Here is a 24,883-nt window from a genome sequence, read left to right as displayed (position 1 = left end):
TCAAAAAATATTAAAAGAAATAAACAGACGATTACTAAGAAAAGTATGTATTCGTCTTTCTATTTCTACTTACACAAGTATGGAACATTATTTAGACCTAGGTATCTTTGAACTTATTGAAGTAGCTGAGGAAATTAGGCAGGTGATAAATAAAAAATGAAAAATTTTGACATAGCTTTTCAATTAGGCGCAAAAATGGACCCATCTGTTAAAAAATCATTTGGAAATGCTAGTAAGCAATTGAGTAATATGCAAAGCAATATAAAAAACACTATAAAAGCAGGAGCAAAACTTGCTGTTGGAATTGCAGCTGCAGCGACGGCTACTGTCGGTTCGGCAGTATTAATGGCAAATAAATTTGCTGAAACAGGAGACCACATCGATAAACTAAGCCAAAAACTAGGAATGTCCAGAAAAAGCTTTCAGGAATGGGATTTTATTCTCTCGCAAAACGGAACATCTATTGACAGTATGGGAGCAGGTATGAAGACATTAACCAATCAGGTTGATGATCTTAGCAAAGGCGGCAAAGTTGCTACAGATGCATTTAGTCAATTAGGTTTGAGTTATGAAGATATGGCAGGGTTAACGCAAGAGCAAATATTCGAAAAAACTGTTATTGCATTGCAAGGAGTAGAAGATACTACCAAAAGAGCGGCAATAGCGAATGACTTACTAGGTAAAAGTGGCGCTGAGCTTGCCCCACTTTTAAATGCTGGCGCCGATTCAGTTGAAGCGATGAAAAAGCAAGCACATGATTTAGGACTTGTTCTCGGTGATGAGGCAGTAGATGCTGCAGTATTATGGACAGATACAACAGATCAAGCTAAAAGAGCAATGGGAGGATTATTCAATACTATTGCTTCAAAGGCACTTCCTGGATTACAAAAATTTTTAAATTATGGAATTGAAAAGCTACCTATGTTAAATGAAAAAATTTCAACAGCTATGACGGTAGCAGGAAATGTATTTAGATGGTTAGGAGAAAATGGTTTAAAAGCTTTTAATTCAATAAAAAGTGTTATTCAAGAAAATCAACCTCTTATAATTAAAATTCGTGATACAATTTCAGGGTTAGCACAGAAAGGATTAGACTTTTATAATCTAATAAAAGATAATTGGCCTAAAATTAAACCTGTATTAATTGGTTTAGGTGGCGCTATATTAATTGTAAAATCAGCTATGCTTGCAATGTCTATAGTACAAACTGTAACCGGGTTCATGAAGTTGTTTCAAGCAGCTAATTTAGCTGCTAAATTGTCTATGTTGGGTTTAAATGGTGCTATGCTAGCTAACCCTATGACTTGGGTAATAGCTGGTATTATGGCTTTAATAGCTGCAGGTATTCTTTTATATAAAAATTGGGATACGGTGAAGGAAAAAGCAGGAGCAGTATGGGATTCTATAGTAGGAGTTATTAGAGGTCCAGCAAATACAATAATTGGATTTGCCAATGGGATAATTACAGCATATGAAAATATGATTAATGCTGTAGGTGGGGCTGTAAATAAGATTCCTAGTATATCCCTCCCTAAATGGTTAGGAGGAGGGGAATTTGGCATACCAAAGATTCCAACTGTAAATCTTCCAAGGATTCCAATGTTAGAAAATGGAGGAATTGCTACTGGACCAACTTTAGCAATGATTGGAGAAGGTGCTGAGAATGAAGCTGTATTACCTATATCAAAATTAAAATCTTTTATAGGTGAGACTGGCGAAAGCAATTCAATAGTAAATAACAATCGAAATGATGAACAAAAAATTCAAGTAGTATATAGTCCTCAATATATTATACCTGAAGGGGTATCAAAAAAAGAAATAGAAGAAATATCAAGAAAAGGATATGAAGAATTTAAGAGATGGATGAAAAAATATGAAAGTGATAAAGTTAGACTTTCTTTTTAGGGGGTGTAATTATCGAATATAAAACAGTATCAGGCGACACATTTGATAGTATAGCATATAAACAATATGGAAACGAAAGACAGGCATTAGACATTATCAAAGCTAATATAGATTATGCTAACATTATTATTTTCAGTGAAGGCATTAAACTAGATATTCCTGACATATCGGGAATATCTAGCACTAATATAAAACTACCACCTTGGAAAAGAGGTGATTAATGTTAATGGACAGTAGAAAAGCGATGGTAAGTGTTATGTATCAAGGTGTAAATATAACTGATGATATAGCAAAAGACTTAGTTAGTTTTGAATACACTGATAATATTTCAAATGAAAGTGATAGTGTTAGCCTAACGCTTAAAGACGAAAAGCACATTTGGTTAAAAGATTGGTTTCCTGAAAAAGGAGATTTAATAGATACAACTATAAAAACTGTAAATTGGAGAAAAAATGGAGATAAACAACTACTTCAATGTGGTAGTTTTTTTATAGATGAGCCAGAATATAGCGGTAGACCAAGTGTATTTACAATAAACGCTGTATCATCTCCAATTAATAAAAATTTCACTGATGTAGATTATAGCAAAGTATGGAGAAATATAACTTTAAAAGATATTGCAAATGATATATCAAATAAAGCTGGATTGCAATTACAATATATAGGAGAGAATAATCCAATATATCAAAGTAAGGAACAATCTGAAACGCCTGATTCTTCTTTTTTGTTATCTCTATGTAGCGAAGAAGGCTTGTCAATGAAAGTAACTGATTCTAAGATTGTTATTTTTGATGAAAGAGATTTTGAAAGTAGGGAAGTAGTAGCAACGTATAAAGAATCAAATAGTAATGTTCTTTCATACAATTTTAAAAGTAGACTTGTAAATACAAATTATGCAGGTGTTAGACTAAAATATTATAATTGTGAACTGGGAAGTGTTATTGAGTATCTGCATCTAATTAGTGAATTAAATGAAAACAGTAAAATTTATGAACTTAATAGAAAAGTAGACAATATATCTGAAGCAAGAAGATTGGCACAAAAAACAATAAGAAGATTAAACAAAGCAGAGAATATTGCTTCATTAACTTTCGTTGGCAACGTAGAATTGCTAGGTGGCGTAACAATTAATTTAGAGGACTTTGGAAAGTTTAGTGGTAAATATATAATAGAAAAGGCTACTCATAGTATAGGATCGGGATTTACAACTTCTATAGAAGCTAGGAAAGTTTTGGAGGGATATTAATGGTTGATAATAATAATAAAGAAGCTCTAAAACTTGTTAAAAATATTATAAAGGTAGGACAAGTAAGCTCAATAAATTTCAATAAAAGCTCTGTAAAAGTTACTTTTCCTGACAAAGATAATATAGTATCTAATTACTTACCAATATTAAATCCAGGATACTATATACCAAAGATAGGAGATCAGGTAGTATGCATTTTTTTAGGAAATGGAATAGAACAAGGATTTTGTCTTGGTAGTTTTATAATAGAAAGCTAGGTGATAATAATGATTGGATTTTATGGAGATATAGTATTTGAAACTAGCGATAAAAGAATTTTGAATTTTAATAATTTCAAGCGAAACATTTCTAGTAGATGGGCGACTCATGAAGTCATTGGAAAAAAACCAGCATCTGAGTTTTTAGGAGCTAATTTAGATACTATATCATTTACAATACATCTAAGTGGTCAATACGGAATTAAACCTCAAGAGGAAATGGATAGATGGCTTATAAAATGTAGAGCAGGAACAGTAGAAACCCTTGTAATTGGAAACAAGGCTTTAGGAATGGATAAATGGAAAGTGCTTTCCGTATCTCAAATGTGGAATACTATTCTAAATAAAGGCGAAGTATTCAGTAGTGATGTTGATATCGAGCTTGAAGAGTATGTGGAGGTGCTTTAGATGATTGATTTAAACAGTGTAAGTATTGATAAAATTGATTTTGGAGTACAAAATTATGATGAAATATATCAAAATTTAAGAATCATTTACACTACTCCAGTTGGAACAGTTCCTTTTGACAGAAATTTTGGAATTGATTTTAGCATTTTAGATTATTCCTTACCTATAACACAAGGAAAGTTATTGATTGAATATATTGAAAAAACGAAAAAATATGAACCTAGAGTCAAAGTTAAAGAAGTTTTCTTCGTACCAAACGAAGAAAATGGGACTCTTATTCCAAAGGTGGTGATAGAAAATGCCGATAACATTGAATGATTTACCGGAAGTAAGCTTCGCTCAAATTGATATAAATACAATTTTAAATGATATGATTTCAGGATATGAACAGGCCTATTATGAGTCTACCGGAGTTATAAAAAAATTATATCCAGGTGATCCTGTTAGAATATTTTTGTATTCTCAAGCATTGAGAGAATTTCAACTTAGAGTTCTAATTGATGATGCTGCAAAACAGAATTTATTAAAGTATTCAAGAGATTCTAATCTGGATAATCTTGCGGCATTCAGTCGTACATATAGATTGCAACCTGTAGCAGCCAAAGTAAAAATAAAATTTATATTAAGTCAAGCAAGACCAATCAATTCATTAATACCAGTAGGGACAAGAATTTCTCCTGGAGGAGAATTGTATTTTGCTACTAATACAGACACAACTGTAATGTCAGGAACACAAGAGATTATAGTAGATACAACATGCCTGACAAAGGGCAAGATAGGCAATGATTTTACACCTGGCCAAATAAATATTTTAGTGGACCCATTACCGTGGATATCAGCAGTAGAGAATACGGAAACAAGTCAAGGTGGAGCTGATGAGGAAGATGATGAAAATTATCGTGAAAGAATTCATATGGCACCTGAAGGGTTTTCAGTAGGCGGACCAAGTGGGGCCTATGAATATTTTGCAAGACAATATAGTTCTCTCGTAAATGATGTAAAAATCACTTCGCCATCTGATGGGGTTGTTGATATCAGAATATTACTACAAGATGGCGAATTACCTGACGTGTCATTTATTGATGGTGTTAAAGCGTATTTAAGCGCTGATGAAAGACGACCTCTTACTGATAAGGTTCAAGTATCGGCGCCAGATATAGTAGATTATGATATTGAGTTGACTTATTACATTTCAAGCGATAATACCTCACAAGAAACCTTAATAAAATCAAAAATTGAACAAGCTATATTGGATTATGAAATATGGCAGCGTTCTAGAACTGGAAGAGATATAAATCCCTCAAAGCTTATTACTAATATACAATTAGCAGGAGCGAAAAGAGTTGATATAGTGTCTCCCATATATACTGCGATAAGCTCTTCATCTGTGGCAGTTTTGAATTTAAAAACAGTTACATATGGAGGATTAGAAGATGAGTAGAACAATACATGATGTTAATCTTTTGGAGCTTTTACCTGAAAATTTGCGGCAGGACCCTGATATTATAGCCGCATCAAAAGCAGTAGATTTAGGTTTCTTAGCTTTAGCAAATGAGGCGGATAATGTAATAATAATACCGCGTGTTGATGATGTAAGCGATGAATTATTGGACCATTTAGCTTATTATTTCCATGTAGATTTTTATGATCTAGCATTGGATACAGAAACTAAAAGAAGCTTAGTCAAAGATTCCGTGTATATGCATCAAATTAAAGGTACTCCATTAGCAGTAAAGACTCTTATAACTACTTTATTTGGAGAGGGCGAAGTATCAGAATGGTTTGATTATGAAGATACTCCGTATAGATTTAGAATAATTACAAGCAATGAATCTGTGACTACAGATAGAGCAGCAGAATTCATAAGGGCACTAGATACGGTTAAAAATGTACGGTCCACACTAGATAGAGTTATTTTATTACAAAGTGAAAAAATGAACCTTTACTGGGGCGGAATTGTTCAAGGCGGAAATTATGAAATATATAGGTAGGTGGTAAAAATGAGTGCATTTGGCGGTTTAGTTTTAACTAATAGAGGAAAAATCCTACAATCTAAAGCACAAACAGGTGTAAATTTAAATTATACCCGTATCGCTCTAGGAGACGGTGAGCTTGGAAGTACTTCTATTCTTGAATTAAATGCATTAAAGAATCAAATAAAAACATTAAATATAAGCAAATTAAAAGTTTTAGGTGATGGCAAAGCGGTAGTTGGAGCTCAAATGACCAATCAGGATTTAGTAACAGGATTTTATTTTCGTGAGATTGGTTTATTTGCTACTGATCCTGATGTAGGTGAAATATTATATTGCTATGGTAATTCAGGAGATTTAGCTGAGTACATACCTGCAGGCGGTAGTGATATTATAGAAAAAACAATTGACATACAAACAGTTGTAGGAAACGCAACTAATATAACAGCAACAATAGATGAAAGTTCTGTATTTGCTACAAAAAAAGATATTAATGATATTTCATCTAAAGAATTAAATAAAGGTGCTAGTCTAGTAGGTATAAATGATGCGGATTCCTATTTTACAAGTGAAAATGTAGAGGGAGCTTTAAAGGAACTTAGGGAACAAAAATAACTCTTTGGCAGCCTATGCTGTAGCAAACGGAACAAATACTTATGTTGCGACAATTAGTGGTTATACATTGGTTGAAGGACAAAGTGTTAAGATTAAGTTTATAAATGCAAACACAAGTGTAAGCACTTTAAATATTAACAGTTTAGGTGCGAAATCAATAGTAAAAGGCAATGGTAGTACATTAACAAGCGGAAGTATAAAAGCAGCGCAGATATGTAACTTAGTCTATACAGGTTCGGTTTTTCAATTATTGGGTGAAGGAGGTGAATATGGAACGGCAACAGCCTCAGACGTGTTGTCAGGAAAAACTATAGGTACAGAAGATGGTTTAATTGAAGGTACAATACCAATTAAAAGTGCAGCAACAATTATACCAGCTACAACTAATCAAGTAATAGCAGCAGGTCAATATTTAAGTGGTATTCAAACTATAGCAGGTGATGCTGATTTAATATCTTCTAATATAAAAGCCGGTGCTAATATATTTGGTGTAGCAGGCAATTCTAATATTGTTGACACCTCAGCAGGAGATGCAGTTGCAAGTCAAGTATTGAGTGGTAAGAAAGCATATGTAGATGGTGCTTTAATTACAGGTACTATGCCAAATAACGGTGCTCAATCAGATACAATAACCAAGCAAGGTGGAACAAAAGCAATTCCTGCAGGTTATACAACAGGAGGAACAGTAACAGCAAGTTTTGCCAATTTGAGTTCAGAAAATATTAAAAGTGGTGTTAATGTAGGTGGTGTTGTTGGAACTTTGAAGCCTTTAACTATGACTTCAGGAACTATTGCTTCACAAAGTTTGGGAGGATATAGTACAAAAACGTTTCAACTAAATCTTCCCAGTGGTGGAGCAGATGCAGTAGTAGCAGTTAGTAGAAGAACGTGGTCAGTTGACTCTCGACCAGCTATAAGCATGATATATGATAATGTAGATGGAAAATTTAAAGGCGTAAATAAGATTAATTATATAGCAAGTGTGTCGAATAGTTACAGTGACAATTTATATATGGAATATACAGTAATAGACAGAACTCAAATTATAATAACATTGGAAAATACAAGTAGTGCAAATGGACAGGCTACTGCTCCTATTGATTGGTATTGTTATAATTTTGGATAACAAGGAGGAAGAAATTAAAATGAGGAAAGCAATAAATATTGAAGTATCAAATAACAATGTAGTAAGAGTTTTATCAATCGCAGATGAAGCAGTAATAGAAAATAATCCAACATGTTTAAGTTATTTTATAATTGAGGATTATGTAGAACCACCTACACTAAATAATCCTTTGAGTGTAAATTATCCAATGTATGATAAGATTAATAAAGTTTTTATGTGGATACGAATACAATATCAAAATACAGTAACAGATGAATTACTACAAATTGAAAACCTAAAAGTAGCTAATCAGTTGCTACAAACTGAATTAAACACAACAAAAGAAGAATTAGTTTTGGCAAATGTTAATATTAATATGCTAATTGAACTTCAAGCAGATATGCTAAGAGGTGCTATATAATGACATCTATACAAAAAAGAATTATATTAGCAGGAATAAGGATTAAGTTAAATCGTGGTGAAAATTTAGAAGAAATCTTAGCAATGTATATTAATCTATCAGAAGAAGAAAAGTCAGAAATAAGAAATAAATTAGCTTAGGGAACAAAAGAAAAATTTAGCGGACTAAGGACCTTAGAAATGAGGTCCTTTTCTTATACAAAAAAAATGTCCAAGTGACGTTAAAAAGGAGATTAAAATTATGAACAGAAAAGAATTTGCAAAGAAATACAAAACAGAAATCTCTCTAATAAGCAGAGAAAAAGATGTTGACATGGGTGTTGCTACGGATATGCTAATTGCACACGTAAAAAACAGAAACATTGAAACACCTTATAAATATGACTTTGTAGGATGTGAAAATCTTGATTATGCCTTAATGGATAAAGAAATAAAAGAAATGGAAGATGCTGCAGTTAAATTAAGAGGTTAATAGTCTGAACAGGGGTTAATAGCCCCTGTAATATTTTATGAGAGGGGACAACTATTGAGTATAGAGCTAACATTAATCATATCTATAATATCTGTACTTTTTGCTATATATGCAGGTGCAAATAACTTGAAAAGAAATAATACAACTGACATAAAAAAAGATGCATATGAGACTGCAACAATAAATGTGAAACTTGATACCATCGGCAAAGGAATAGAAGATATAAAGGTTGAACAAAGAAGCACAAATAAAGATGTAACAGATTTGAGAGATAGGGTTTTGGTTGTTGAAGAGTCTACGAAATCAGCACATCATCGTATTGACGAGATTAAAGGGAAGGATGATAAATAATGAATGAAATAAAAGAAGAATTATTAGAAGCAGAAGCTATACATAGTGATAGAGAATTAACATTACTTCAAAGATTTGCTAGATTATTTAGTGTTAAAAGCTTAGTTACATTAACGTTAACTGCTGTATATGCTCATTTATCCATTATAGGAAAAGTTACAACAGAACAGTTTATGACTATATTTGTAACTGTTATAGCTTTTTATTTTGGAACACAAGCAAAGAAGGAGTAAACTAATGAAAATAGAAAACGGATTAATAAAAGAATTTAACATCAGTGGAATTAAATTTGCACAAGATTTGATACCTATAACCAATAAATTGGCCAGGTCACAGTTGGCAATGAAGCCTCAGCATATAACCTTACACAATCCAGCGAGTGGAAATGCAACTGCTCAAAACCTAACAGATTACGCAGATAGTTATAGCGGTTATAAAAGTTGGCATTTAACAATCATAGGCATTAACGTATTTCAAGAGTTGCCATTTAATGAAGTATCTTGGAATGCAGGCGATGGTTATAATGGACCCGGCAATAGGTCAAGCATAAGTTTAGAAATAGGCGAAGACGAAGTATCTGAAAATACTGCTAAGGTATTTGTGGCATATTTGATGAAAGAATATAATATTCCTATTGAAAAAGTATTACCACATAAAATTTGGAGTGGCAAAAATTGTCCTGCATATACTTTACCGCATTGGGATAGTTATATCAAATCTATTGATGAATACTATAAAGAAATAACAAAAAAACCACACTGGGCAGAGAAAAATAAATTAAGTCTCGAAAATAAAGGAATAGCAATAAATGATACTAGATATGATGATTTTATGACACGTGGAGAAGTCTTTGCATTATTAGATAGAATAATTAAATAGGAAGTGATCCTACATCTAACCAGGCGTAATTGCCAGGTTAGATGTATTTGATTAAATATAGATTAGTTCAATATAGTTAAACTGTTATTCAATATTAAAATGTTCTCTTATATAATTCAAGTATTCTTCTAGTTTTTTAGATTGGTTTGTATTGAGAATTGTATTATGTTTATTAAGTATATTATTTATAACAGCTTCGGTAGGATAATTTATTGTATCGAGATTATTAAGCTCTTGTAGTTCATTTATAGAATCTGTTTGTTTAGTATAATATAAGTCTGTATAAAAATTAGAAAAACTTCCCCACGCTGTACTTTTAATAAGTTTTTCCTGTTCTTGTTTTATGCTTTTGTCATCATTAAGGGAAAGTTCCTGAACTATAGAGTTTATGTCAGTAAATAAAGTATTAATTTTATTAATCGGTATTCCACCCATTCTATCATTATATGTTAATTGATTATAAGTAAATATAATAATAGGTTTCATTAAATTTCGCATTTTTTCAATAGTGACTTCTGCTTCTTTTATCGTTTGTTTAAGTTCTGCTTCGAATCCAGCTCCTTTAAATTTTGTGAACTTATCCAAATTTAAAAAAACACAAAACAAACACCCTGATGCAATACTAAGACCCATTTCTGTTGGCTTGCCCATAAAGCCTAATATTATTCCAGGAAACAATATTAATAATGGTGAAAATTTTTTTAATATTTCCATTTAGAACCCCCGTTTTTAAGATATGAAAGTTTTTTATTTTAGAATTATATTTATAATACTATCACATATCATAAACGTCAATTGTTATTATTTATTGCTTAACGTTTTAATGATAGGTTGTTCATTATTTTTTGAACAAGTACCATACCCTAGAATCTATCTCATATTTAATTTCATATATATCCTTGCCGTTATGTTCACATATAAAAACTAATCTTTTGTTGCCAACTAGCTTTTCATCATAACATTTCATAACCTTTTCAACCCTGACAACTTTATCATCTAGTCTAAATTTTATCGGCTCTATTTTACCATCTGTATTAAAAATAGCCATAACTTTTATGGGTTTATTTACTATTTTCATAACATCACCTTTCGAACTTTTGTTCTCATTATATCATAAATTTTTAAAAATAAAAGTGGAAAAATGAGGCTTTTAAATGCGATTTAAGCCACGAAAAACAAGTCTTGATATGTTTGTACCTATTGATTTTTCAACATATTTTTAATTTAATTATTACAAAAACATAATGAACAAATGTTTGTATTTGACTTTACATTGTCAATATATTATTATATAATTAGAGTAGGTAATAGGTGGAAGTCATGAGCCATCTAGAGTGTCCCCACAGGCACTTACCTACTCTGTTTTTTTTATCTGTGGGAAAAATATAAATACACTTTGTGGGAGGTGTCATATGGAAGACCAAAAGGAATTTGTTATTATTAAAATACTATCAGAGCTACAGGAAAAGTATGATATTAATAACATGGATGTTAAAAACTTATTGGATAAACATCTAAGCGAGTATTCTTTAATTTCTAATGAAACTGCTCTAATGGTTTCGGATCTATCTGATAAGATAAAATTCTTTATAGGTTTAAAGAGTTTAGAAGGTTTATCTAAGCAATCTTTACGAAGATACCAAGAAGAACTTAGCATGTTCGGTAGGTATGTTTTAAAGCCTGTAGCACAGATAACAGTCAATGATATTAGGCGGTATTTTGCTACTATCCAATCGGCAAGAGATTATTCAAAAGTAACAATTAACGGAAAAATATCAATATTAAGAAGTTTTTTCGGAACTCTTTATAGGGAGGAAGTTATACCCAAGGATCCAACGGTCCGTATAAAGAATATTAAAGTAGATGTGAAGTCTTTAAGGGAGCATTTGACTACAGAGGAATTAGAAATTATAAGAAATGTATGTATTAACATTAGAGAAAAGGCACTCATTGAATTTCTTTACAGTACGGGTTGCAGAGTATCAGAGGTTGTTGAATCAAGGTTAATTGATATTAACTGGGATAGTAATAGCCTTATAGTACATGGTAAAGGTGATAAGTATAGAACTGTTTACTTTTCCGTTAAATGCAAATTATATCTGAAGGAATACATACAAAACAGAAACGGTGATAATGAATCCCTCTTTATCGGCGAAAGAAGTCCATATAGATCATTAACAAAAGCAGGACTAGAAAAAATCGTTAAAAAAATTGCATCCAGGACCAACATAAAGAAATCTATCAGCCCTCACATTTTCCGCCATACGTTTGCTACTTTAGCTCTACAGCGAGGCATGGATATAACAATAATTCAACAATTATTAGGGCATAGTGAAATTAACACAACACAAATATATGCAAAGACAAATACTAGGCAACTCCAAATCGCATATGAAAAATTTATAGCAGCATAAAGATAAACCAGGATAATTAGTCCTGGTTTTTTTCTTCATCTTTTATTACATAAAAATTATCGAAAATTCCTATGACTTTATAATTAAAATCTTCAGTTTCTATTTTGTACAAACTATAAAATTTATAATCTTTTCTTACTACTCCTGCATCACTTACGATATCAGCTATAAAACCAGTTACCGATTTTTCTAACTCAGTAGAAGCATTAGCTTCTTTATATAAATTAGCTTTAAACCATTCTTTATATTCTGCATAAGACGGATTGGTGGCTGTTCCTAATAGAAACAATACTACTAATAGGGCTGTAGTAATCGCTAAAATTTTCTTCATGCTACTCCTTCTTTATTTCTAAAATATCTCCTATGTCTACATCTAAAAAGATGCATATTTTTTCTAGACTTCTTAAGTCGACATATTCATCATTATTAAGTTTTCTTGTTACAGTGTGAGATAGTCCGGTATTTGCTATAATATCTTTCCATTGCATTTTTCTCTTCACCATTAGAATTTTCAACTTATCATAACTTATCATTAGTATCATTCCCCCTTTTAGTTCATTATATTCACTTAATCCTAATTATTGTGTCGATTTTAGTTTGTCCAACTAAAATATTTTAGCCGGACATGCATTTTTATTATTCATGAACATAATAATGTTATATAAGACTTATATAAAGTAAATTGAAGCTTCGATTGCTTTATATAAAAGTTATATAAGGAGGGCTTTATGAAAAATATTTATATCAATGCTGGTTATTACAATACGAAAATAGCAACAGAATCACAACTGAAAATATTTGAAAGCAAAGTACAATTTAATGAAGATGCTAAAAGATACATAAAAATTGATGATAGAAAATTAGAAATAGGCAACGGAAAAAGAAATATAAATGACAAGAATAACAATATGGTAAATGATTATATTACAATTTACAGTATTTTAAATCTATGCGACAGAATCGATAGTACAAATATAATATTAGCATTACCAATAAACCAGTATCTAAATACAGAATTAAAGAATGATTACAAAAATAAGCTGATGAACCGAACTCTAAACTACGAGATAGATGGCATTAAAAAGATAATAACAGTTGAAAAAGTTGAGGTGTTCATGGAAGGAGCTGCAGCAATGCTCAACTATAATTATAAAGGAATTGTAGGACTAATTGACATAGGTGGGAACACTGCAAATTGCATATTATTCAATAACGGTAAGGCAATATTAGAATCCATTACACAATTAGATTGTAGTATGCTTCGTCTGGAAAAAGAAATTATAGATACAGTAAACATAAAAAAATTAAGCAACTATCAGGACTATGAATTTGATTCTTTAATTAGTTCCAAGAATATCGAAATTAAACTTATAATTGACAACTTAATCAATAAATTCATAGACAACTTAAAATATAATCTCAAACTAAAAAAATGGAACGTTGATAATTTAAAATTATTTTTTACAGGCGGTGGAAGCTTAACATTATCTGCATACATAAAAGATGCATTTGGTAATGTCGAGATAAGTGAGGATCCATTATTCGATAACGTAAAAGGATTACAAAAGGTGGGGAGAGTGATATTTAGATGATTAAATGTATATCGTTGACCAATCCTAAAGTATTAGAATTATATGAAAGCGCACAACATAAAAGCAGGATGGTAGAAACGGCAATACTGTTTTACGAAGAGAATAAAGAAAGTATATTGACAAAAGAAGATATTAGGCAGGTAATAAAAGAATGCATAGGTAGCATTGATTCAATCAATAATCAGGAATTAAATGAAGATAACATATTAAATATTCTGAATTTATAGGAGGTAATTATGGAAATAAAAAAAGCGCACAATGGCGCCATGTCTTTTTGCTTAGCTCGTAAACTTCACTTAATCAAAAATATGCAGGAGAGTCTCAAAAAATGCATGTCCAACGATAATTTATGCTTAAACGTAGTATTTTTATGTGTCGTATTTTTATTAAATTCGACATTGGCGTATGCCGGAGTTGATGCCACGGGGAACAAATTGTACTATAAGCTTGTTGGAATTGGCAAATGGGTAATTATATTTAAGGGTGCAATTGATATTATACAAAGCGTAATTTCTGGAGATTTCCAAGCAGCTAAAAAAATGTTTATGGGTTATTTATTTGCTTATGCGATACTTTTTGCGTTGCCATTTTGCATGAATGAAGTTGAAAATATATTTAAGGAGATGTAATTATGGACGCAATAACTACTTTTGCTGAAAACATGAATATAGTATTTAATGTTATATTGCATCCGATAGAGACACTGCAAAGCATAAGCTACCCTATTTGTTTAATGGGCGCAGGAATAGCAATCATATTAGGAGCATTAGGATTTGATAATTGTTATAAATACGCAGGTTTATTTATAATAGTATATATTTTAATCAATATGATGTGAGGTGCATTATGAAAATAGAATTATCCAAACCAAACTATATTTATTTAAAAATTATTCCATCAACTTCTATACGCAATAACGATACATACAAAATATTACAGGCTATTCAATCAATATACAAACCATTTCTAAATAGATTTACATTTTACGATTATAAACAAATTTTAAACAAAACACTTCCAGATACAATCAAATTTGAATTGCCTTGTAAAGTTTCATACATGATTTATATTTCTAAAAAAACAGTTGAATTTTATTTCATAGTAGACGAAAGATATAAGGGTGTTCTCAAAGAAGCATTAAGTCGTGTGTGGAGTTCAGTGACTATATTTTCAGTTGATAAACTCCCTAAGTTTTCATCTGACTCTATGTATAAACAACTTGTATACGCTAAAGAAGATGCGTTAAGTTTAAATGTTGACAGGCGAGATAATGACTTAATAAGTAACAACTTAAATATTATAGATACACTTCAACAGGGTGACAAGGTAGGAATATTTTACAATTTCATACCAACAAATCAATATACCTGGCGAGCAACTTTTAAAAATACGGTAGAAAAATATAAAAAAGGAATTCCAGTTGATAATAATAAAATTAATGTAGTTTACGCCTTCAAATCTATCTTTAATGAACTATACAGTACGGTAAATATGTTTAATACAAAGCCCAGTATAAACATATCAAGCAACAATGAACTATCGAAAACAACCCAAAATAAAGGCTCTGAGTTCATAATCAATACACAAATAGCGTTAATAGGCGACAGTCATAATAAGCTTAATACTATAAATAATTTAAGATCTCTGGCCAACAGTTTCAGATCCATCGACGAAGATAATTATCTGAAGTATAAAAGCACAAAGAAATTTAATTATATAGATTTGAATATTGGAACAGAATTAAATAAATGCAGCACAAAAGAATGTGGTAACTTTTTATCACTGCCAGGCCGTGAATTATTAGAGCGTTTTGAAATTGAACATATTAATACTCTTGAAGTTGAAGTTCCCGAAGAACTGAGAACCGGTTACATAAGGTTAGGCTGCAATACTTTTAAAGGTAATGCAATTGCTACTACAATGAGTAAGGATAAGAATTTAGCTAATCTAGGGCTTGTAGCATTAGGTCCACAAGGATGCGGTAAGAGTACTTATTTTGCTAATTATTGTAAAGATGTAATTACTGCAGGCGAATCGTTAATAGTAATTGATTTTATCAAGAATTGTGAACTATCTGAGGAAATAAAAAACGTAGTACCGAAAAATAAATTAATAGAACTTGACTTGTCTAAACAGGAAAATATGCAGTCTTTTAGTTTCAATGAAGTTGCTAATTTCAATCCTAGAACTGGCTATGAACGATTAGAAGTAGCGAATATGCAAACTCAGCTGTTAATTGCATTTATAGATGCAATTAATATAGATCAAAAATTATCGCCTCGGATGCGTAGATCTTTAGCTGCAGCCGCTAATATAGTTTTTATTCATTCTGGCATGAGTATGAGAAATGTATATGAGTGTTTATCTAATCATAGAAAAAGGCTAGAGTATATTGCTATGGTACCCGAGGATATGAAACTATATTTAGAAGACGACATTTTTAATTTAGATGATATGAATGAAGTTGACGGAAAGACTGGTGAAATATCTGGAACTAAAACAAGTAAATCTGATTTTATTCTAGATAGAATCAACCTGCTTATGGAAGATATTAAGCTAAAATACATGTTTAATAAACCTATGGATAGTAATATAGATTTTATTAAATCCATGGATCAAGGAAAAATTATATTAATTAAAATACCTGATAGTAAATATCCTACAGTTACACATAAAAACATTTTAACTACATTCTTTGTCAGTAAGATATGGCTAGCCTCTCAACTTAGAGGCGGCATGTATAAAGAGCCAAAGCGGACGCATATCATAATAGATGAAGTGTTCCAAGCGCCAACCGCTGAATTCATTTTAAAAGATGTTTTAGTTCAAGCGAGGAAATTTCAAACTAAATTTATATTTTCAGCTCATTATCTTAGCCAAATAGATACGATTAAGGAAGCGTTAAAGGCAAGCGGATCAAGCTACATGCTGATGCAGGGTACAGATAAGAAAAATTTCGAAGAGTTGAAAGAAGATTTAGCACCGTTTGAACTCCAGGATTTATTAAATTTGAAAAGATATAACAGTTTGAATCTAATAAAAACAAGTAACGGATATGCAAAATTTATTACAGCGTTACCAAAACCAATTTAAACAAAAAAGAGCTGCCGTGATTGACAGTTCTTTTAGTTCTATTATTTCCTTGATTATTTGTATAGTGTTGTCAATATGTTGTCATAATAAAACCAAGAGAAAGTCTAACATTGAAATAATAATAAAAAAAATTTTATCATAAACTTTACATAAAGTTTACATTTCTATGCTTTTGTTTTTACTATGGTGATATATAGTTAGGACAAGATAAAATAAAAAAAGGGAGATATTAAAATGAAAATAGTAAAAAAATTAATAGTAGTATTATCTTTAGCCTTAATGGTAACATTGGTGTTTACTGGATGTGCCAAAGAAAAAACATCAGCTTCACAACCAACTGAAAATGCAAATGCATCTGATTTTAATTCAGATAAGGATATAACGGTAATTGCAAGAGATTCTGCATCTGGTACAAGAGGAGCTTTTCATGAACTTATGAAAATAAAAGTTAAAGAGGGTGATAAAGAGATTGATAAATTGGTGGTTGGAGCACTTGAATTTGATGGAACGGATAAAGTAATTACAGCAGTTGAAGGTGATAAATACGCTATTGGATATATTTCATTAGGCTCTGTAAGTGATAGAATTAAAGCAGCAAGTGTTGATTCTGTAGAAGCAACAATCGAAAATGTAAAAAACAAATCATATAAAGTAGCAAGACCTTTTCTACTTGTAACAAAAGGAGTAGAAAATGAATTAGTTAAAAACTTTTTAAGTTTTGCCGATTCAAAACAAGGGCAAGAAATAGTTGAAAGTAAACATTATATATCAGCAGTTGATTCGCCAGTAGATTATGTTGTATCTAGTTTGTCAGGGAATATCAAAGTTGCTGGTTCAACATCTGTAACTCCTGTAATGGAAACATTGCAAGAAGCATATCAAGAATTAAATCCAGGTGTTACATTTGAAATGCAATCTCAAGGTTCTTCTCAAGGAATTAAGGCAGCAATTGATGGAACATATGATATAGGAATGAGTTCTAGAGAATTAAAGGATGATGAAAAATCAAAACTAAATGAGCACGTGCTAGCTATAGATGGTATAGCAGTAATACTAAACAATCAAAATCCAACTTCAGACCTTTCATCAGAAAATATTACTAAAATATTTACTGGTGAAGCAACAAAATGGTCAGAAGTTACTAAGTAAGATAATGGTTAATTCAAATAAGTCAAATAACTTAAAAGAAAAACTAATGCAGTATGTGTTTTACACATCTGCATTAGTGTCAGTATTAGCTGTTGTATCTATATGTCTTTTTTTGCTCATGAGAGGCATCCCAGCTATTGCTGAAATTGGATTTAAAAATTTTATATTTGGTCAGAAATGGGCACCTGTAGATACACCACCATCATTTGGAATACTTTCAATGATAGTTGGAAGCTTGTATGTAACAGCAGGTGCAATAGTAATAGGTGTGCCAATTGGAATAATGTGTGCAGTATTCTTAGCAGAATTTTGTCCTGCGCACCTATATAAGTTTGTTAAGCCATCAGTAAATTTATTAGCGGGTATACCATCAATAATATATGGATTTTTTGGGATGCAAATTGTAGTGCCATTTGTTAGGGAATCATTTGGTGGAAATGGTTACAGCATACTATCAGCATCAGTTATACTTGGTATAATGATATTACCTACAATTATATCAATTAGTGAATCATCTATTAGAGCAGTTCCAGAAACATATAAAGAAGGATCTTTGGGTATAGGTGCTACAAAAGAAGAGACAGTATTTAAAGTTGTATTACCAGCAGCCAGCTCAGGTATATTAACATCTATAATTCTTGGAATTGGTAGGGCGGTTGGAGAAACAATGGCGGTTGTTATGGTTGCTGGTGGTTCAGTCATGCCTCTTGATAAAATAGCCTTGTTAAAACCAATTAGAACTTTGACAGCTAATATTGTTACAGAAATGAGTTATTCTTCAGGACTCCATACGGAATCATTAATAGCAACCGGTGTGGTTTTGTTTGTTTTTATAATAATATTAAATGCAACGTTGAGCTTGATTAAATCAAGTAATAATTAAAATTAATAGCTTTGAAAGGAATATGCTATGGAAGAGCTTATGAAGAGTAATAAAAGCAACATTAAAAAAAGAAAAACAAAATCATTTCTTTTGAAATGTTTAGTATGGTTCTGTGGAATATTGACAGTATCAGTACTTGTATATATATTGTTATTTATTTTAATTAGGGGTATACCTAATATTAACATTGAATTTTTATTTGGCAGTTATAATTCTGAAAGTTTATCTGCATTTTCTTCAATAATAGCTACTATTATAATGATTATTTTATCTCTAGTAATAGCAGTACCAATTGGTGTATTTTGTGCGATATATCTTACAGAATATGCTAAAAGAGGAAATAAAGCAGTTAAGTTGATAAGATTGGCGGTTGATACACTAGCTGGTATACCATCTATTATATATGGTTTATTTGGAATGATATTTTTTGTAACTTTACTTGGCTTTAAAACATCAATTTTATCAGGTGTATTTACCATAGCTATTATGATTTTACCTGTAATTATTAGTTCATCAGAAGAAGCTATAAAATCTGTACCAGATATATATCGTGAGGGAAGTCTTGGGCTTGGAGCGTCAAGGTTACGGACAGTATTTAAAATAGTTCTTCCTTCTGCTATGCCAGGTATATTATCAGGGATTATATTAGCGATAGGTCGTATTGTAGGTGAAACAGCAGCTTTGATATTTACAAGTGGTACAAATGTTATGAAGATGCCAACTTTAAATTTATTCGCATCTCAAAGGACGTTGGCTATTCATATGTATATGCTTGCAAGTGAAGGACTGCCTCATTCTAAGGATATGGCATTTGCTACGGGAGCAGTGCTTATAGTAATTGTATTTATAGTAAACTTTGCAACAACACGTCTTGCAAACAAGCTTGGGAGGTTAAACAATGAATAATTTAGAAAAAATGAAAATAGCAGGTGTTAATTTATATTATGGTGATTTTCAAGCGCTTAAAAATATAAATATGACTATTAAAGAAAAAGAAATTACAGCATTCATAGGTCCTTCGGGTTGTGGAAAATCAACTTTATTGAAATCACTAAATAGAATGAATGATTTGGTGGAAGGGTGTAAAATAACTGGAGAAATATCCTTAGATAATATTGATGTATACAAGAACATGGATGCAGTAGTATTAAGAAAAAAAGTTGGGATGGTATTTCAAAAACCAAATCCATTTCCAATGAGCATTTATGAAAATATAGCCTATGGGCCAAAAACCCATGGAATTAATAAAAAGTCACAACTAGATGATATTGTGGAGAAAAGCTTAAAAGCAGCTGCAATGTGGGATGAAGTAAAAGATAGACTTAAAAAAAATGCACTTGGATTATCTGGAGGACAACAACAAAGACTATGTATTGCAAGGGCGTTGTCAGTAAATCCAGAAGTTCTATTGATGGATGAACCTACATCTGCACTAGATCCTATTTCAACAATGAAAATAGAAGACCTTGTTTTAGAAATAAAAAAGAAGTATACCATAGTAATAGTAACTCATAATATGCAACAAGCAACGAGAATATCTGATAAAACTGGATTTTTCCTCCATGGAGAAGTTGTTGAGTTTGATGAAACAGAGAAACTTTTCTCAATGCCTAAAAATAAGAAGACAGAGGATTATATAACAGGAAGATTTGGTTAATATTTTTTCAATATTGCTATGCAACGTTGGGATAAAATAGTATAATTATATATGTAATTTAATGGAGGTATTAAATGAGAGGTAGATTTGATAAAGAACTTGAAAATCTAAATTTGGAACTTATAAAAATGGGTGGACTTATAGAGAATTCAATTGAAACAACTGTTAAGGCTTTAATAAATCAGGATTTGTCACTTGTGAAAAAAGTAAATGAATATGAAGTTGAAATTGATGAAATGGAAAAAACAATTGAAAGTCATTGTTTGAAGTTATTGCTTCAGCAACAGCCAGTGGCATCGGATTTGAGATTGATTAGCACTGCGCTTAAAATGATAACAGATATGGAAAGAATAGGAGATAATGCTGAAGACATAGCTGAGATTTCTCAATATATGGTTAATCAAAAATTTATTAAGAATCTAGTTCATATACCTCAGATGGCAGAAGCAACAATTGGTATGGTTAGAAAGAGCATAGATGCATTTGTAAATAAGGATAAAGAATTAGCATTAGAAGTTTGCGCATCTGATGATATAGTTGATAATTTGTTTACAATAATAAAAAATGAGCTTATAGAGAAAATACAAGAGGATAAAAATAATGGTGAGCAAGCTATTGATCTTTTAATGATAGCTAAATACTTTGAAAGAATAGGCGACCATGCTGAAAATATTGCAGAGTGGGTAATATTTTCAATTACAGGAGAACATAAATACCAATAAAACTTAGGAGAAAAATATGAAGTTAATATATTGTGTTGAAGATGACCCTGGAATTAGAGAACTAATATCTTGTACATTAAATACAGCTGATTTTACAGTGATAGGGTTTGAGGAACCTCAAAGCTTTCTTTTGGAATTAAAGAAAAAAATACCTGACCTAATACTTTTAGATATAATGCTTCCAAGAACAGATGGGATGACTATACTAAAAAAATTAAAACAAGACTCTTTATATTGTGATATACCAGTGATCATGCTTACTGCTAAATCAATGGAAATAGATAAAGTTAATGGACTAGAATCGGGTGCAGATGATTTTATAACAAAACCATTTGGTGTTCTTGAATTAATTGCAAGAGTAAAGGCTGTATTAAGACGTTCAGGAAAAAGACAAGAAGAACGAAAAATATTAGAATTCAGGGGTCTTATACTCGATTATGATAAAAGAGATGTAAGTTATGAAAATAATCCCATTATGTTGACATATAAAGAATTTGAGTTGTTATTTTATTTAATGCTAAATAAAGGAATAGTTTTTTCTAGAGAAAAAATTCTACAAAAAATATGGGGATATGATTATGAAGGGGAAACTAGAACAGTTGATATGCATATAAAGACCATTAGACAAAAAATTGAATTATCAGGATGTCCTAATTATATAAAAACAGTAAGAAGTGCAGGTTATAAATTCGAGGAGTAATAGATATGAAAAAAAGGGTATTTTATACAATTATTATATTATTAGTAATTATAGCAACATCGACTTGTGTTTTAACATCCTTGGTGTATTATAAATTCTATGAAAAAGAAGCTAAGGACCAAATTAAAACTATTGTTAATCTCACATCTAATAATATAAATGATTGGAGTGATAACACCCATATACAGAATTCTGTATATCGTATTGTAAAATCAGTTAATTATAAAATTAGGGTTACTATTATAGAGGAAACAGGTAAAGTAACATACGATAATTATGCAGAGTATGAAATTTTAGAAAATCATATAAATAGACCAGAGATAGAAAAAGCCTTTAGAATAGGTTATGGTGAAGATACAAGATTTTCCAATACACTAAAAAATGATACGTACTATTATGCAGTAAAATTAGGTGATAATACAGTATTAAGAGTATCTAGAGAGCTTAGAAGCATAAGAAATATGTTTATAGGGATAACTCCAATTTTAGCAAGTGTTTTTCTTATTATTATAATAATTTCTTTTATTGTAGCATCCAATATTACTAGGAAAATAATAAGACCTGTAAATCTTATTGCAGAGTCTTTAGATGATTTGTTAGAAACTGATAAACTTAATGTTCAAATAGATATGTATGATGAACTTCGTCCATTTGCCCATAAAATGAAAGATCAAAAGCAAAAATTAAATGAATATATAAAAGCAGTAGAATATGAAAGAGATACTATTGGAAATATAACTGAAAATATGAGAGAAGGATTTATTTTACTAAACAAAGAAAGTGAAGTTTTATCAATTAATGCAAGCGGAAAGCGTATGATAGGAAATGTAAAATTTAATTTTCACGAGCATAAAAATATGCTTGAACTTACAAGAAATGCCGAAATATTAAAAAATATAGACACATCTATTAATGGTAACAAGCATATTGTTTATGATGTTGATTGTAATTCACATCAATATAGATATTATTTTAGCCCTGTTTCTGAAAGAGGTAATAGTAATGTTGATGGTTTAATGATTCTAATTGAGGATGTTACCATACAAAAAAACTCAGAAATTATGAGGCAAGAATTCTCAGCTAATGTGTCTCACGAATTAAAAACTCCGTTGACGACTATGATTGGTTTTGCTGAGATGATAAAAGAAGGCTTAATAACTGATTCAGAAAGTATAAAAAAGTACTGCGGTATGATTAACAATGAAGGGTTAAGACTTATAACACTTATTGAGGATATTATTAGATTGTCTAAAATTGAAGAAGGTATAGAACTTGATAATAACATAATAAACCTGAAGGATGTTAGTAATGAAGTGTTTAACTTATTAAGCAATAAAGCTAAAGATAGAAATATTAAATTACTTTCAAATATAGAAAATGTTAGTATGAAAGCAAATAAAAGTTATATAAATGAACTTTTATATAATCTTGTAGATAATAGTATTAAATATAATAATGATGGTGGAAAAGTAGAAGTAAATATAAATAAAAATAAAGGCGCTGTAAATATTGTTGTGAAAGATAATGGGCTCGGAATCTCGGAAGAACATTTAGACAGAATATTTGAAAGGTTTTACAGAGTTGATAAAAGCAGATCCAAGGAAACTGGAGGTACAGGACTTGGATTATCCATAGTGAAGCATATAGTAGAAGCTTATCATGGAACAATAGAGATTAAAAGTAAAAAAGAAGTTGGCACAGTAATAAAAATCAAATTTTTAGATAATTAAGAGGTAGAGCTAGTAGCGATTTCTACTTCTTTTTTTGCATCTATTTAAATTCTATTGAAAATAATTTAAAAGTGAAATATAATAAATTATTAATTTAACAGAGGGAGATATTAAATTGGATATTAAATTATTTATAGATAAAATGAATGATGAAATAATTAATATAAGACGGGATTTTCACATGAACCCTGAACTTGGAAACAATGAATTTAGAACTATGAAAAAAATTTGTGAATATCTAGATACTTGGGATATAGAATATAAATCTGGTATCGCTGGAACCGGTGTTGTTGCAATTATAAGGGGTAAAGAATGCGGGAAAACAGTAGGAGTTAGAGCTGATATAGATGCATTGCCAATTACTGAAGATAATAGTATATCATATAAGTCATTAAATTCAGGTATAATGCATGCTTGTGGACATGATGCACATACTACAATAGCATTAGGTACTGCTAAAATATTAAAATATATGGAGTCAGAATTAATTGGAAATGTTAAATTTTTCTTTCAACCAGCTGAAGAAACGACTGGTGGGGCAGAAAGAATGATTAAAGAAAATTGTCTAAAAAATCCTGATGTTGATTATGTTATAGGTCTTCATGTAGATCCAGGTATCAATACAGGAAAGGTAAATATGAAATATGGAAAAATGATGGCATCATCAGATGAAATAAAAATAATTGTTAAAGGTAAATCATCCCATGGTGCACACCCACACGAAGGAGTTGACCCTATATTAATTGCTTCTAATTTGGTTGTATCACTTCAATCTGTTGTAAGCAGGAATATATCTCCTCTTAATTCATCAGTTTTCACAATTGGAAGCATACATGGCGGTACGGCAGGAAATGTTATATCTGATGAAGTAACAATGACAGGCATATTAAGAACACTAGATCCGGATACAAGAATATATATGAAAAATAGAATTAAGGCAATAGTAGAAAATGTGTCTATTGGGTTAGGAGGAGAAAGTGAACTGTTAATCAGAGAAAGCTATGGAGCACTTATTAATAATGATGAAGCAGTTGATATAGTCAGAGAAACTATAGAGCTTACACTTGGTAAAGAAAATGTATTAATAGATGAGTTTCCAACAATGGGAACAGAAGATTTTTCATATTTTTCTCAATCAGTAAAATCTTGTTTTTACAACCTGGGTTGCGGAAATAACGACAAAAAAGAAAAATATCCACTACATTCAAGCAAGTTTGACTTAGACGAAAGTTGCCTTAAATTAGGTGTAGAACTTCAAACGAGAAATGTTCTCTCATTGCTAAATAAATAAATTTATATTGTAAAATAGGAT

The 24,883-nt window shown here is 30.8% G+C and carries 34 protein-coding genes; 30 read left to right on the top strand and 4 right to left on the bottom strand.

Annotated elements, in window-relative coordinates; genetic code table 11:
• Positions 1 to 156 precede the first annotated feature (156 nt).
• The 16 genes from J2Z76_RS02200 to J2Z76_RS02125 all read left to right on the top strand — a co-directional run bounded on the left by J2Z76_RS02200 (position 157) and on the right by J2Z76_RS02125 (position 9,631).
• Positions 157 to 1,905 (top strand): phage tail tape measure protein, encoded by a 1,749-nt coding sequence (locus J2Z76_RS02200; RefSeq protein WP_209510340.1) that lies wholly within the window; start codon positions 157 to 159, stop codon positions 1,903 to 1,905.
• A gap of 8 nt (positions 1,906 to 1,913) precedes the next feature.
• Positions 1,914 to 2,126: a tail protein X gene (locus J2Z76_RS16545; protein WP_209510552.1), complete on the top strand. Its 213-nt coding sequence runs from the start codon at positions 1,914 to 1,916 to the stop codon at positions 2,124 to 2,126.
• Positions 2,127 to 2,131: 5 nt separating this feature from the next.
• Positions 2,132 to 3,151 (top strand): phage late control D family protein, encoded by a 1,020-nt coding sequence (locus J2Z76_RS02190; RefSeq protein ID WP_209510339.1) that lies wholly within the window; start codon positions 2,132 to 2,134, stop codon positions 3,149 to 3,151.
• Positions 3,151 to 3,408 carry a hypothetical protein gene (locus J2Z76_RS02185; protein ID WP_209510338.1) on the top strand — a complete coding sequence of 86 codons (258 nt, stop codon included), beginning with the start codon at positions 3,151 to 3,153 and terminating at the stop codon, positions 3,406 to 3,408. Before J2Z76_RS02190 ends, J2Z76_RS02185 begins: the two co-directional genes overlap by 1 nt.
• A gap of 9 nt (positions 3,409 to 3,417) precedes the next feature.
• Positions 3,418 to 3,816 (top strand): phage tail protein, encoded by a 399-nt coding sequence (locus J2Z76_RS02180; RefSeq protein WP_209510337.1) that lies wholly within the window; start codon positions 3,418 to 3,420, stop codon positions 3,814 to 3,816.
• On the top strand, positions 3,817 to 4,134 hold the full coding sequence (locus J2Z76_RS02175; protein ID WP_209510336.1) for a hypothetical protein: 318 nt from the start codon (positions 3,817 to 3,819) through the stop codon (positions 4,132 to 4,134).
• Positions 4,115 to 5,257 carry a baseplate assembly protein gene (locus J2Z76_RS02170; protein ID WP_209510335.1) on the top strand — a complete coding sequence of 381 codons (1,143 nt, stop codon included), beginning with the start codon at positions 4,115 to 4,117 and terminating at the stop codon, positions 5,255 to 5,257. The genes J2Z76_RS02175 and J2Z76_RS02170 overlap by 20 nt, the downstream gene beginning before the upstream one ends.
• A complete protein-coding gene (locus J2Z76_RS02165; RefSeq protein ID WP_209510334.1) occupies positions 5,250 to 5,807 on the top strand; it encodes a phage tail protein I in 558 nt (185 codons plus the stop codon). The genes J2Z76_RS02170 and J2Z76_RS02165 overlap by 8 nt, the downstream gene beginning before the upstream one ends.
• Before the next feature lie 9 nt (positions 5,808 to 5,816).
• Complete coding sequence (locus tag J2Z76_RS02160; RefSeq protein ID WP_209510333.1) at positions 5,817 to 6,404, top strand: phage tail-collar fiber domain-containing protein; 588 nt, start codon at positions 5,817 to 5,819, stop codon at positions 6,402 to 6,404.
• Positions 6,405 to 6,408: 4 nt separating this feature from the next.
• Positions 6,409 to 7,530 (top strand): hypothetical protein, encoded by a 1,122-nt coding sequence (locus J2Z76_RS02155; protein ID WP_209510332.1) that lies wholly within the window; start codon positions 6,409 to 6,411, stop codon positions 7,528 to 7,530.
• 19 nt (positions 7,531 to 7,549) lie between these two features.
• Positions 7,550 to 7,930, top strand: a complete 381-nt coding sequence (locus tag J2Z76_RS02150) for a hypothetical protein (RefSeq protein WP_209510331.1) — start codon at positions 7,550 to 7,552, stop codon at positions 7,928 to 7,930.
• Positions 7,930 to 8,070, top strand: coding sequence for a hypothetical protein (locus tag J2Z76_RS02145; protein ID WP_209510330.1), 141 nt, complete (start codon positions 7,930 to 7,932; stop codon positions 8,068 to 8,070). Before J2Z76_RS02150 ends, J2Z76_RS02145 begins: the two co-directional genes overlap by 1 nt.
• Before the next feature lie 100 nt (positions 8,071 to 8,170).
• Positions 8,171 to 8,401, top strand: coding sequence for a hypothetical protein (locus tag J2Z76_RS02140; protein WP_209510329.1), 231 nt, complete (start codon positions 8,171 to 8,173; stop codon positions 8,399 to 8,401).
• Positions 8,402 to 8,455: 54 nt separating this feature from the next.
• On the top strand, positions 8,456 to 8,752 hold the full coding sequence (locus J2Z76_RS02135; protein ID WP_209510328.1) for a hypothetical protein: 297 nt from the start codon (positions 8,456 to 8,458) through the stop codon (positions 8,750 to 8,752).
• Positions 8,752 to 8,985 carry a hypothetical protein gene (locus J2Z76_RS02130; RefSeq protein WP_209510327.1) on the top strand — a complete coding sequence of 78 codons (234 nt, stop codon included), beginning with the start codon at positions 8,752 to 8,754 and terminating at the stop codon, positions 8,983 to 8,985. The genes J2Z76_RS02135 and J2Z76_RS02130 overlap by 1 nt, the downstream gene beginning before the upstream one ends.
• A 4-nt stretch (positions 8,986 to 8,989) precedes the next feature.
• Entirely contained in the window at positions 8,990 to 9,631 is a 642-nt protein-coding gene (locus tag J2Z76_RS02125) for a peptidoglycan recognition protein family protein (protein ID WP_209510326.1), read from the top strand.
• Positions 9,632 to 9,715: 84 nt separating this feature from the next.
• Here J2Z76_RS02125 and J2Z76_RS02120 read toward each other — a convergent pair whose 3' ends face one another.
• Together J2Z76_RS02120 and J2Z76_RS02115 are read right to left on the bottom strand one after the other, a co-directional pair.
• The gene (locus tag J2Z76_RS02120) at positions 9,716 to 10,345 is read right to left on the bottom strand and encodes a hypothetical protein (RefSeq protein ID WP_209510325.1); all 630 of its coding nucleotides are present in this window, start codon (positions 10,343 to 10,345) and stop codon (positions 9,716 to 9,718) included.
• Positions 10,346 to 10,469: 124 nt separating this feature from the next.
• Complete coding sequence (locus J2Z76_RS02115; RefSeq protein ID WP_209510324.1) at positions 10,470 to 10,709, bottom strand: hypothetical protein; 240 nt, start codon at positions 10,707 to 10,709, stop codon at positions 10,470 to 10,472.
• 334 nt (positions 10,710 to 11,043) lie between these two features.
• On the opposite strand from J2Z76_RS02115, the gene xerA reads away from it, so the two are divergent.
• Entirely contained in the window at positions 11,044 to 12,045 is a 1,002-nt protein-coding gene (xerA, locus tag J2Z76_RS02110; protein ID WP_209510323.1) for a site-specific tyrosine recombinase/integron integrase, read from the top strand.
• A 16-nt stretch (positions 12,046 to 12,061) separates the two neighbouring features.
• On the opposite strand, the gene J2Z76_RS02105 is transcribed toward xerA, so the two are convergent.
• Together J2Z76_RS02105 and J2Z76_RS02100 are read right to left on the bottom strand one after the other, a co-directional pair.
• Positions 12,062 to 12,376 (bottom strand): hypothetical protein, encoded by a 315-nt coding sequence (locus tag J2Z76_RS02105; RefSeq protein WP_209510322.1) that lies wholly within the window; start codon positions 12,374 to 12,376, stop codon positions 12,062 to 12,064.
• Between the two features lies 1 nt (position 12,377).
• Positions 12,378 to 12,578: a helix-turn-helix domain-containing protein gene (locus tag J2Z76_RS02100; RefSeq protein ID WP_209510321.1), complete on the bottom strand. Its 201-nt coding sequence runs from the start codon at positions 12,576 to 12,578 to the stop codon at positions 12,378 to 12,380.
• A 195-nt stretch (positions 12,579 to 12,773) separates the two neighbouring features.
• Between J2Z76_RS02100 and J2Z76_RS02095 the strand changes: the two genes are divergently transcribed.
• From J2Z76_RS02095 to J2Z76_RS02035, 13 genes are all read left to right on the top strand, one after another.
• Positions 12,774 to 13,637, top strand: coding sequence for a ParM/StbA family protein (locus J2Z76_RS02095; RefSeq protein ID WP_209510320.1), 864 nt, complete (start codon positions 12,774 to 12,776; stop codon positions 13,635 to 13,637).
• Positions 13,634 to 13,864 (top strand): hypothetical protein, encoded by a 231-nt coding sequence (locus J2Z76_RS02090; RefSeq protein ID WP_209510319.1) that lies wholly within the window; start codon positions 13,634 to 13,636, stop codon positions 13,862 to 13,864. The genes J2Z76_RS02095 and J2Z76_RS02090 overlap by 4 nt, the downstream gene beginning before the upstream one ends.
• Positions 13,865 to 13,873: 9 nt before the next feature.
• Entirely contained in the window at positions 13,874 to 14,266 is a 393-nt protein-coding gene (locus J2Z76_RS02085) for a hypothetical protein (protein ID WP_209510318.1), read from the top strand.
• 2 nt (positions 14,267 to 14,268) lie between these two features.
• Positions 14,269 to 14,475 carry a hypothetical protein gene (locus J2Z76_RS02080; protein ID WP_209510317.1) on the top strand — a complete coding sequence of 69 codons (207 nt, stop codon included), beginning with the start codon at positions 14,269 to 14,271 and terminating at the stop codon, positions 14,473 to 14,475.
• Positions 14,476 to 14,483: 8 nt separating this feature from the next.
• Positions 14,484 to 16,730 (top strand): type IV secretory system conjugative DNA transfer family protein, encoded by a 2,247-nt coding sequence (locus J2Z76_RS02075; RefSeq protein WP_209510316.1) that lies wholly within the window; start codon positions 14,484 to 14,486, stop codon positions 16,728 to 16,730.
• A 234-nt stretch (positions 16,731 to 16,964) separates the two neighbouring features.
• The gene (locus J2Z76_RS02070; protein ID WP_209510315.1) at positions 16,965 to 17,879 is read left to right on the top strand and encodes a substrate-binding domain-containing protein; all 915 of its coding nucleotides are present in this window, start codon (positions 16,965 to 16,967) and stop codon (positions 17,877 to 17,879) included.
• Between the two features lie 4 nt (positions 17,880 to 17,883).
• Positions 17,884 to 18,762 (top strand): phosphate ABC transporter permease subunit PstC, encoded by an 879-nt coding sequence (gene pstC, locus J2Z76_RS02065; protein ID WP_209510551.1) that lies wholly within the window; start codon positions 17,884 to 17,886, stop codon positions 18,760 to 18,762.
• A gap of 39 nt (positions 18,763 to 18,801) precedes the next feature.
• Positions 18,802 to 19,668: a phosphate ABC transporter permease PstA gene (gene pstA / locus J2Z76_RS02060; protein WP_209510314.1), complete on the top strand. Its 867-nt coding sequence runs from the start codon at positions 18,802 to 18,804 to the stop codon at positions 19,666 to 19,668.
• On the top strand, positions 19,661 to 20,419 hold the full coding sequence (gene pstB, locus J2Z76_RS02055; RefSeq protein WP_209510313.1) for a phosphate ABC transporter ATP-binding protein PstB: 759 nt from the start codon (positions 19,661 to 19,663) through the stop codon (positions 20,417 to 20,419). Before pstA ends, pstB begins: the two co-directional genes overlap by 8 nt.
• A gap of 74 nt (positions 20,420 to 20,493) precedes the next feature.
• On the top strand, positions 20,494 to 21,141 hold the full coding sequence (phoU, locus tag J2Z76_RS02050) for a phosphate signaling complex protein PhoU (RefSeq protein ID WP_209510312.1): 648 nt from the start codon (positions 20,494 to 20,496) through the stop codon (positions 21,139 to 21,141).
• 16 nt (positions 21,142 to 21,157) lie between these two features.
• Positions 21,158 to 21,841: a winged helix-turn-helix domain-containing protein gene (locus J2Z76_RS02045; RefSeq protein WP_209510311.1), complete on the top strand. Its 684-nt coding sequence runs from the start codon at positions 21,158 to 21,160 to the stop codon at positions 21,839 to 21,841.
• Between the two features lie 5 nt (positions 21,842 to 21,846).
• Positions 21,847 to 23,571, top strand: a complete 1,725-nt coding sequence (locus J2Z76_RS02040) for a sensor histidine kinase (RefSeq protein ID WP_209510310.1) — start codon at positions 21,847 to 21,849, stop codon at positions 23,569 to 23,571.
• A gap of 115 nt (positions 23,572 to 23,686) precedes the next feature.
• On the top strand, positions 23,687 to 24,862 hold the full coding sequence (locus J2Z76_RS02035) for a M20 metallopeptidase family protein (protein ID WP_209510309.1): 1,176 nt from the start codon (positions 23,687 to 23,689) through the stop codon (positions 24,860 to 24,862).
• Positions 24,863 to 24,883: the final 21 nt, after the last annotated feature.

Source organism: Sedimentibacter acidaminivorans (genome assembly GCF_017873955.1).
GTDB classification, from domain to species: Bacteria; Bacillota; Clostridia; order Tissierellales; family Sedimentibacteraceae; genus Sedimentibacter; species Sedimentibacter acidaminivorans.
This window is presented reverse-complemented; position numbering and strand designations above follow the sequence as displayed.

Coding starts and splice junctions, on each gene's coding strand:
- J2Z76_RS02200 (WP_209510340.1), top strand. CDS start 157: ATGAAAAATTTTGACATAGCTTTTCAATTAGGCGCAAAAATGGACCCA.
- J2Z76_RS02190 (WP_209510339.1), top strand. CDS start 2,132: ATGGACAGTAGAAAAGCGATGGTAAGTGTTATGTATCAAGGTGTAAAT.
- J2Z76_RS02185 (WP_209510338.1), top strand. CDS start 3,151: ATGGTTGATAATAATAATAAAGAAGCTCTAAAACTTGTTAAAAATATT.
- J2Z76_RS02180 (WP_209510337.1), top strand. CDS start 3,418: ATGATTGGATTTTATGGAGATATAGTATTTGAAACTAGCGATAAAAGA.
- J2Z76_RS02175 (WP_209510336.1), top strand. CDS start 3,817: ATGATTGATTTAAACAGTGTAAGTATTGATAAAATTGATTTTGGAGTA.
- J2Z76_RS02170 (WP_209510335.1), top strand. CDS start 4,115: ATGCCGATAACATTGAATGATTTACCGGAAGTAAGCTTCGCTCAAATT.
- J2Z76_RS02165 (WP_209510334.1), top strand. CDS start 5,250: ATGAGTAGAACAATACATGATGTTAATCTTTTGGAGCTTTTACCTGAA.
- J2Z76_RS02160 (WP_209510333.1), top strand. CDS start 5,817: ATGAGTGCATTTGGCGGTTTAGTTTTAACTAATAGAGGAAAAATCCTA.
- J2Z76_RS02150 (WP_209510331.1), top strand. CDS start 7,550: ATGAGGAAAGCAATAAATATTGAAGTATCAAATAACAATGTAGTAAGA.
- J2Z76_RS02145 (WP_209510330.1), top strand. CDS start 7,930: ATGACATCTATACAAAAAAGAATTATATTAGCAGGAATAAGGATTAAG.
- J2Z76_RS02140 (WP_209510329.1), top strand. CDS start 8,171: ATGAACAGAAAAGAATTTGCAAAGAAATACAAAACAGAAATCTCTCTA.
- J2Z76_RS02130 (WP_209510327.1), top strand. CDS start 8,752: ATGAATGAAATAAAAGAAGAATTATTAGAAGCAGAAGCTATACATAGT.
- J2Z76_RS02125 (WP_209510326.1), top strand. CDS start 8,990: ATGAAAATAGAAAACGGATTAATAAAAGAATTTAACATCAGTGGAATT.
- J2Z76_RS02120 (WP_209510325.1), bottom strand. CDS start 10,345: ATGGAAATATTAAAAAAATTTTCACCATTATTAATATTGTTTCCTGGA.
- J2Z76_RS02115 (WP_209510324.1), bottom strand. CDS start 10,709: ATGAAAATAGTAAATAAACCCATAAAAGTTATGGCTATTTTTAATACA.
- xerA (WP_209510323.1), top strand. CDS start 11,044: ATGGAAGACCAAAAGGAATTTGTTATTATTAAAATACTATCAGAGCTA.
- J2Z76_RS02105 (WP_209510322.1), bottom strand. CDS start 12,376: ATGAAGAAAATTTTAGCGATTACTACAGCCCTATTAGTAGTATTGTTT.
- J2Z76_RS02100 (WP_209510321.1), bottom strand. CDS start 12,578: ATGATAAGTTATGATAAGTTGAAAATTCTAATGGTGAAGAGAAAAATG.
- J2Z76_RS02095 (WP_209510320.1), top strand. CDS start 12,774: ATGAAAAATATTTATATCAATGCTGGTTATTACAATACGAAAATAGCA.
- J2Z76_RS02090 (WP_209510319.1), top strand. CDS start 13,634: ATGATTAAATGTATATCGTTGACCAATCCTAAAGTATTAGAATTATAT.
- J2Z76_RS02085 (WP_209510318.1), top strand. CDS start 13,874: ATGGAAATAAAAAAAGCGCACAATGGCGCCATGTCTTTTTGCTTAGCT.
- J2Z76_RS02080 (WP_209510317.1), top strand. CDS start 14,269: ATGGACGCAATAACTACTTTTGCTGAAAACATGAATATAGTATTTAAT.
- J2Z76_RS02075 (WP_209510316.1), top strand. CDS start 14,484: ATGAAAATAGAATTATCCAAACCAAACTATATTTATTTAAAAATTATT.
- J2Z76_RS02070 (WP_209510315.1), top strand. CDS start 16,965: ATGAAAATAGTAAAAAAATTAATAGTAGTATTATCTTTAGCCTTAATG.
- pstC (WP_209510551.1), top strand. CDS start 17,884: ATGGTTAATTCAAATAAGTCAAATAACTTAAAAGAAAAACTAATGCAG.
- pstA (WP_209510314.1), top strand. CDS start 18,802: ATGAAGAGTAATAAAAGCAACATTAAAAAAAGAAAAACAAAATCATTT.
- pstB (WP_209510313.1), top strand. CDS start 19,661: ATGAATAATTTAGAAAAAATGAAAATAGCAGGTGTTAATTTATATTAT.
- phoU (WP_209510312.1), top strand. CDS start 20,494: ATGAGAGGTAGATTTGATAAAGAACTTGAAAATCTAAATTTGGAACTT.
- J2Z76_RS02045 (WP_209510311.1), top strand. CDS start 21,158: ATGAAGTTAATATATTGTGTTGAAGATGACCCTGGAATTAGAGAACTA.
- J2Z76_RS02040 (WP_209510310.1), top strand. CDS start 21,847: ATGAAAAAAAGGGTATTTTATACAATTATTATATTATTAGTAATTATA.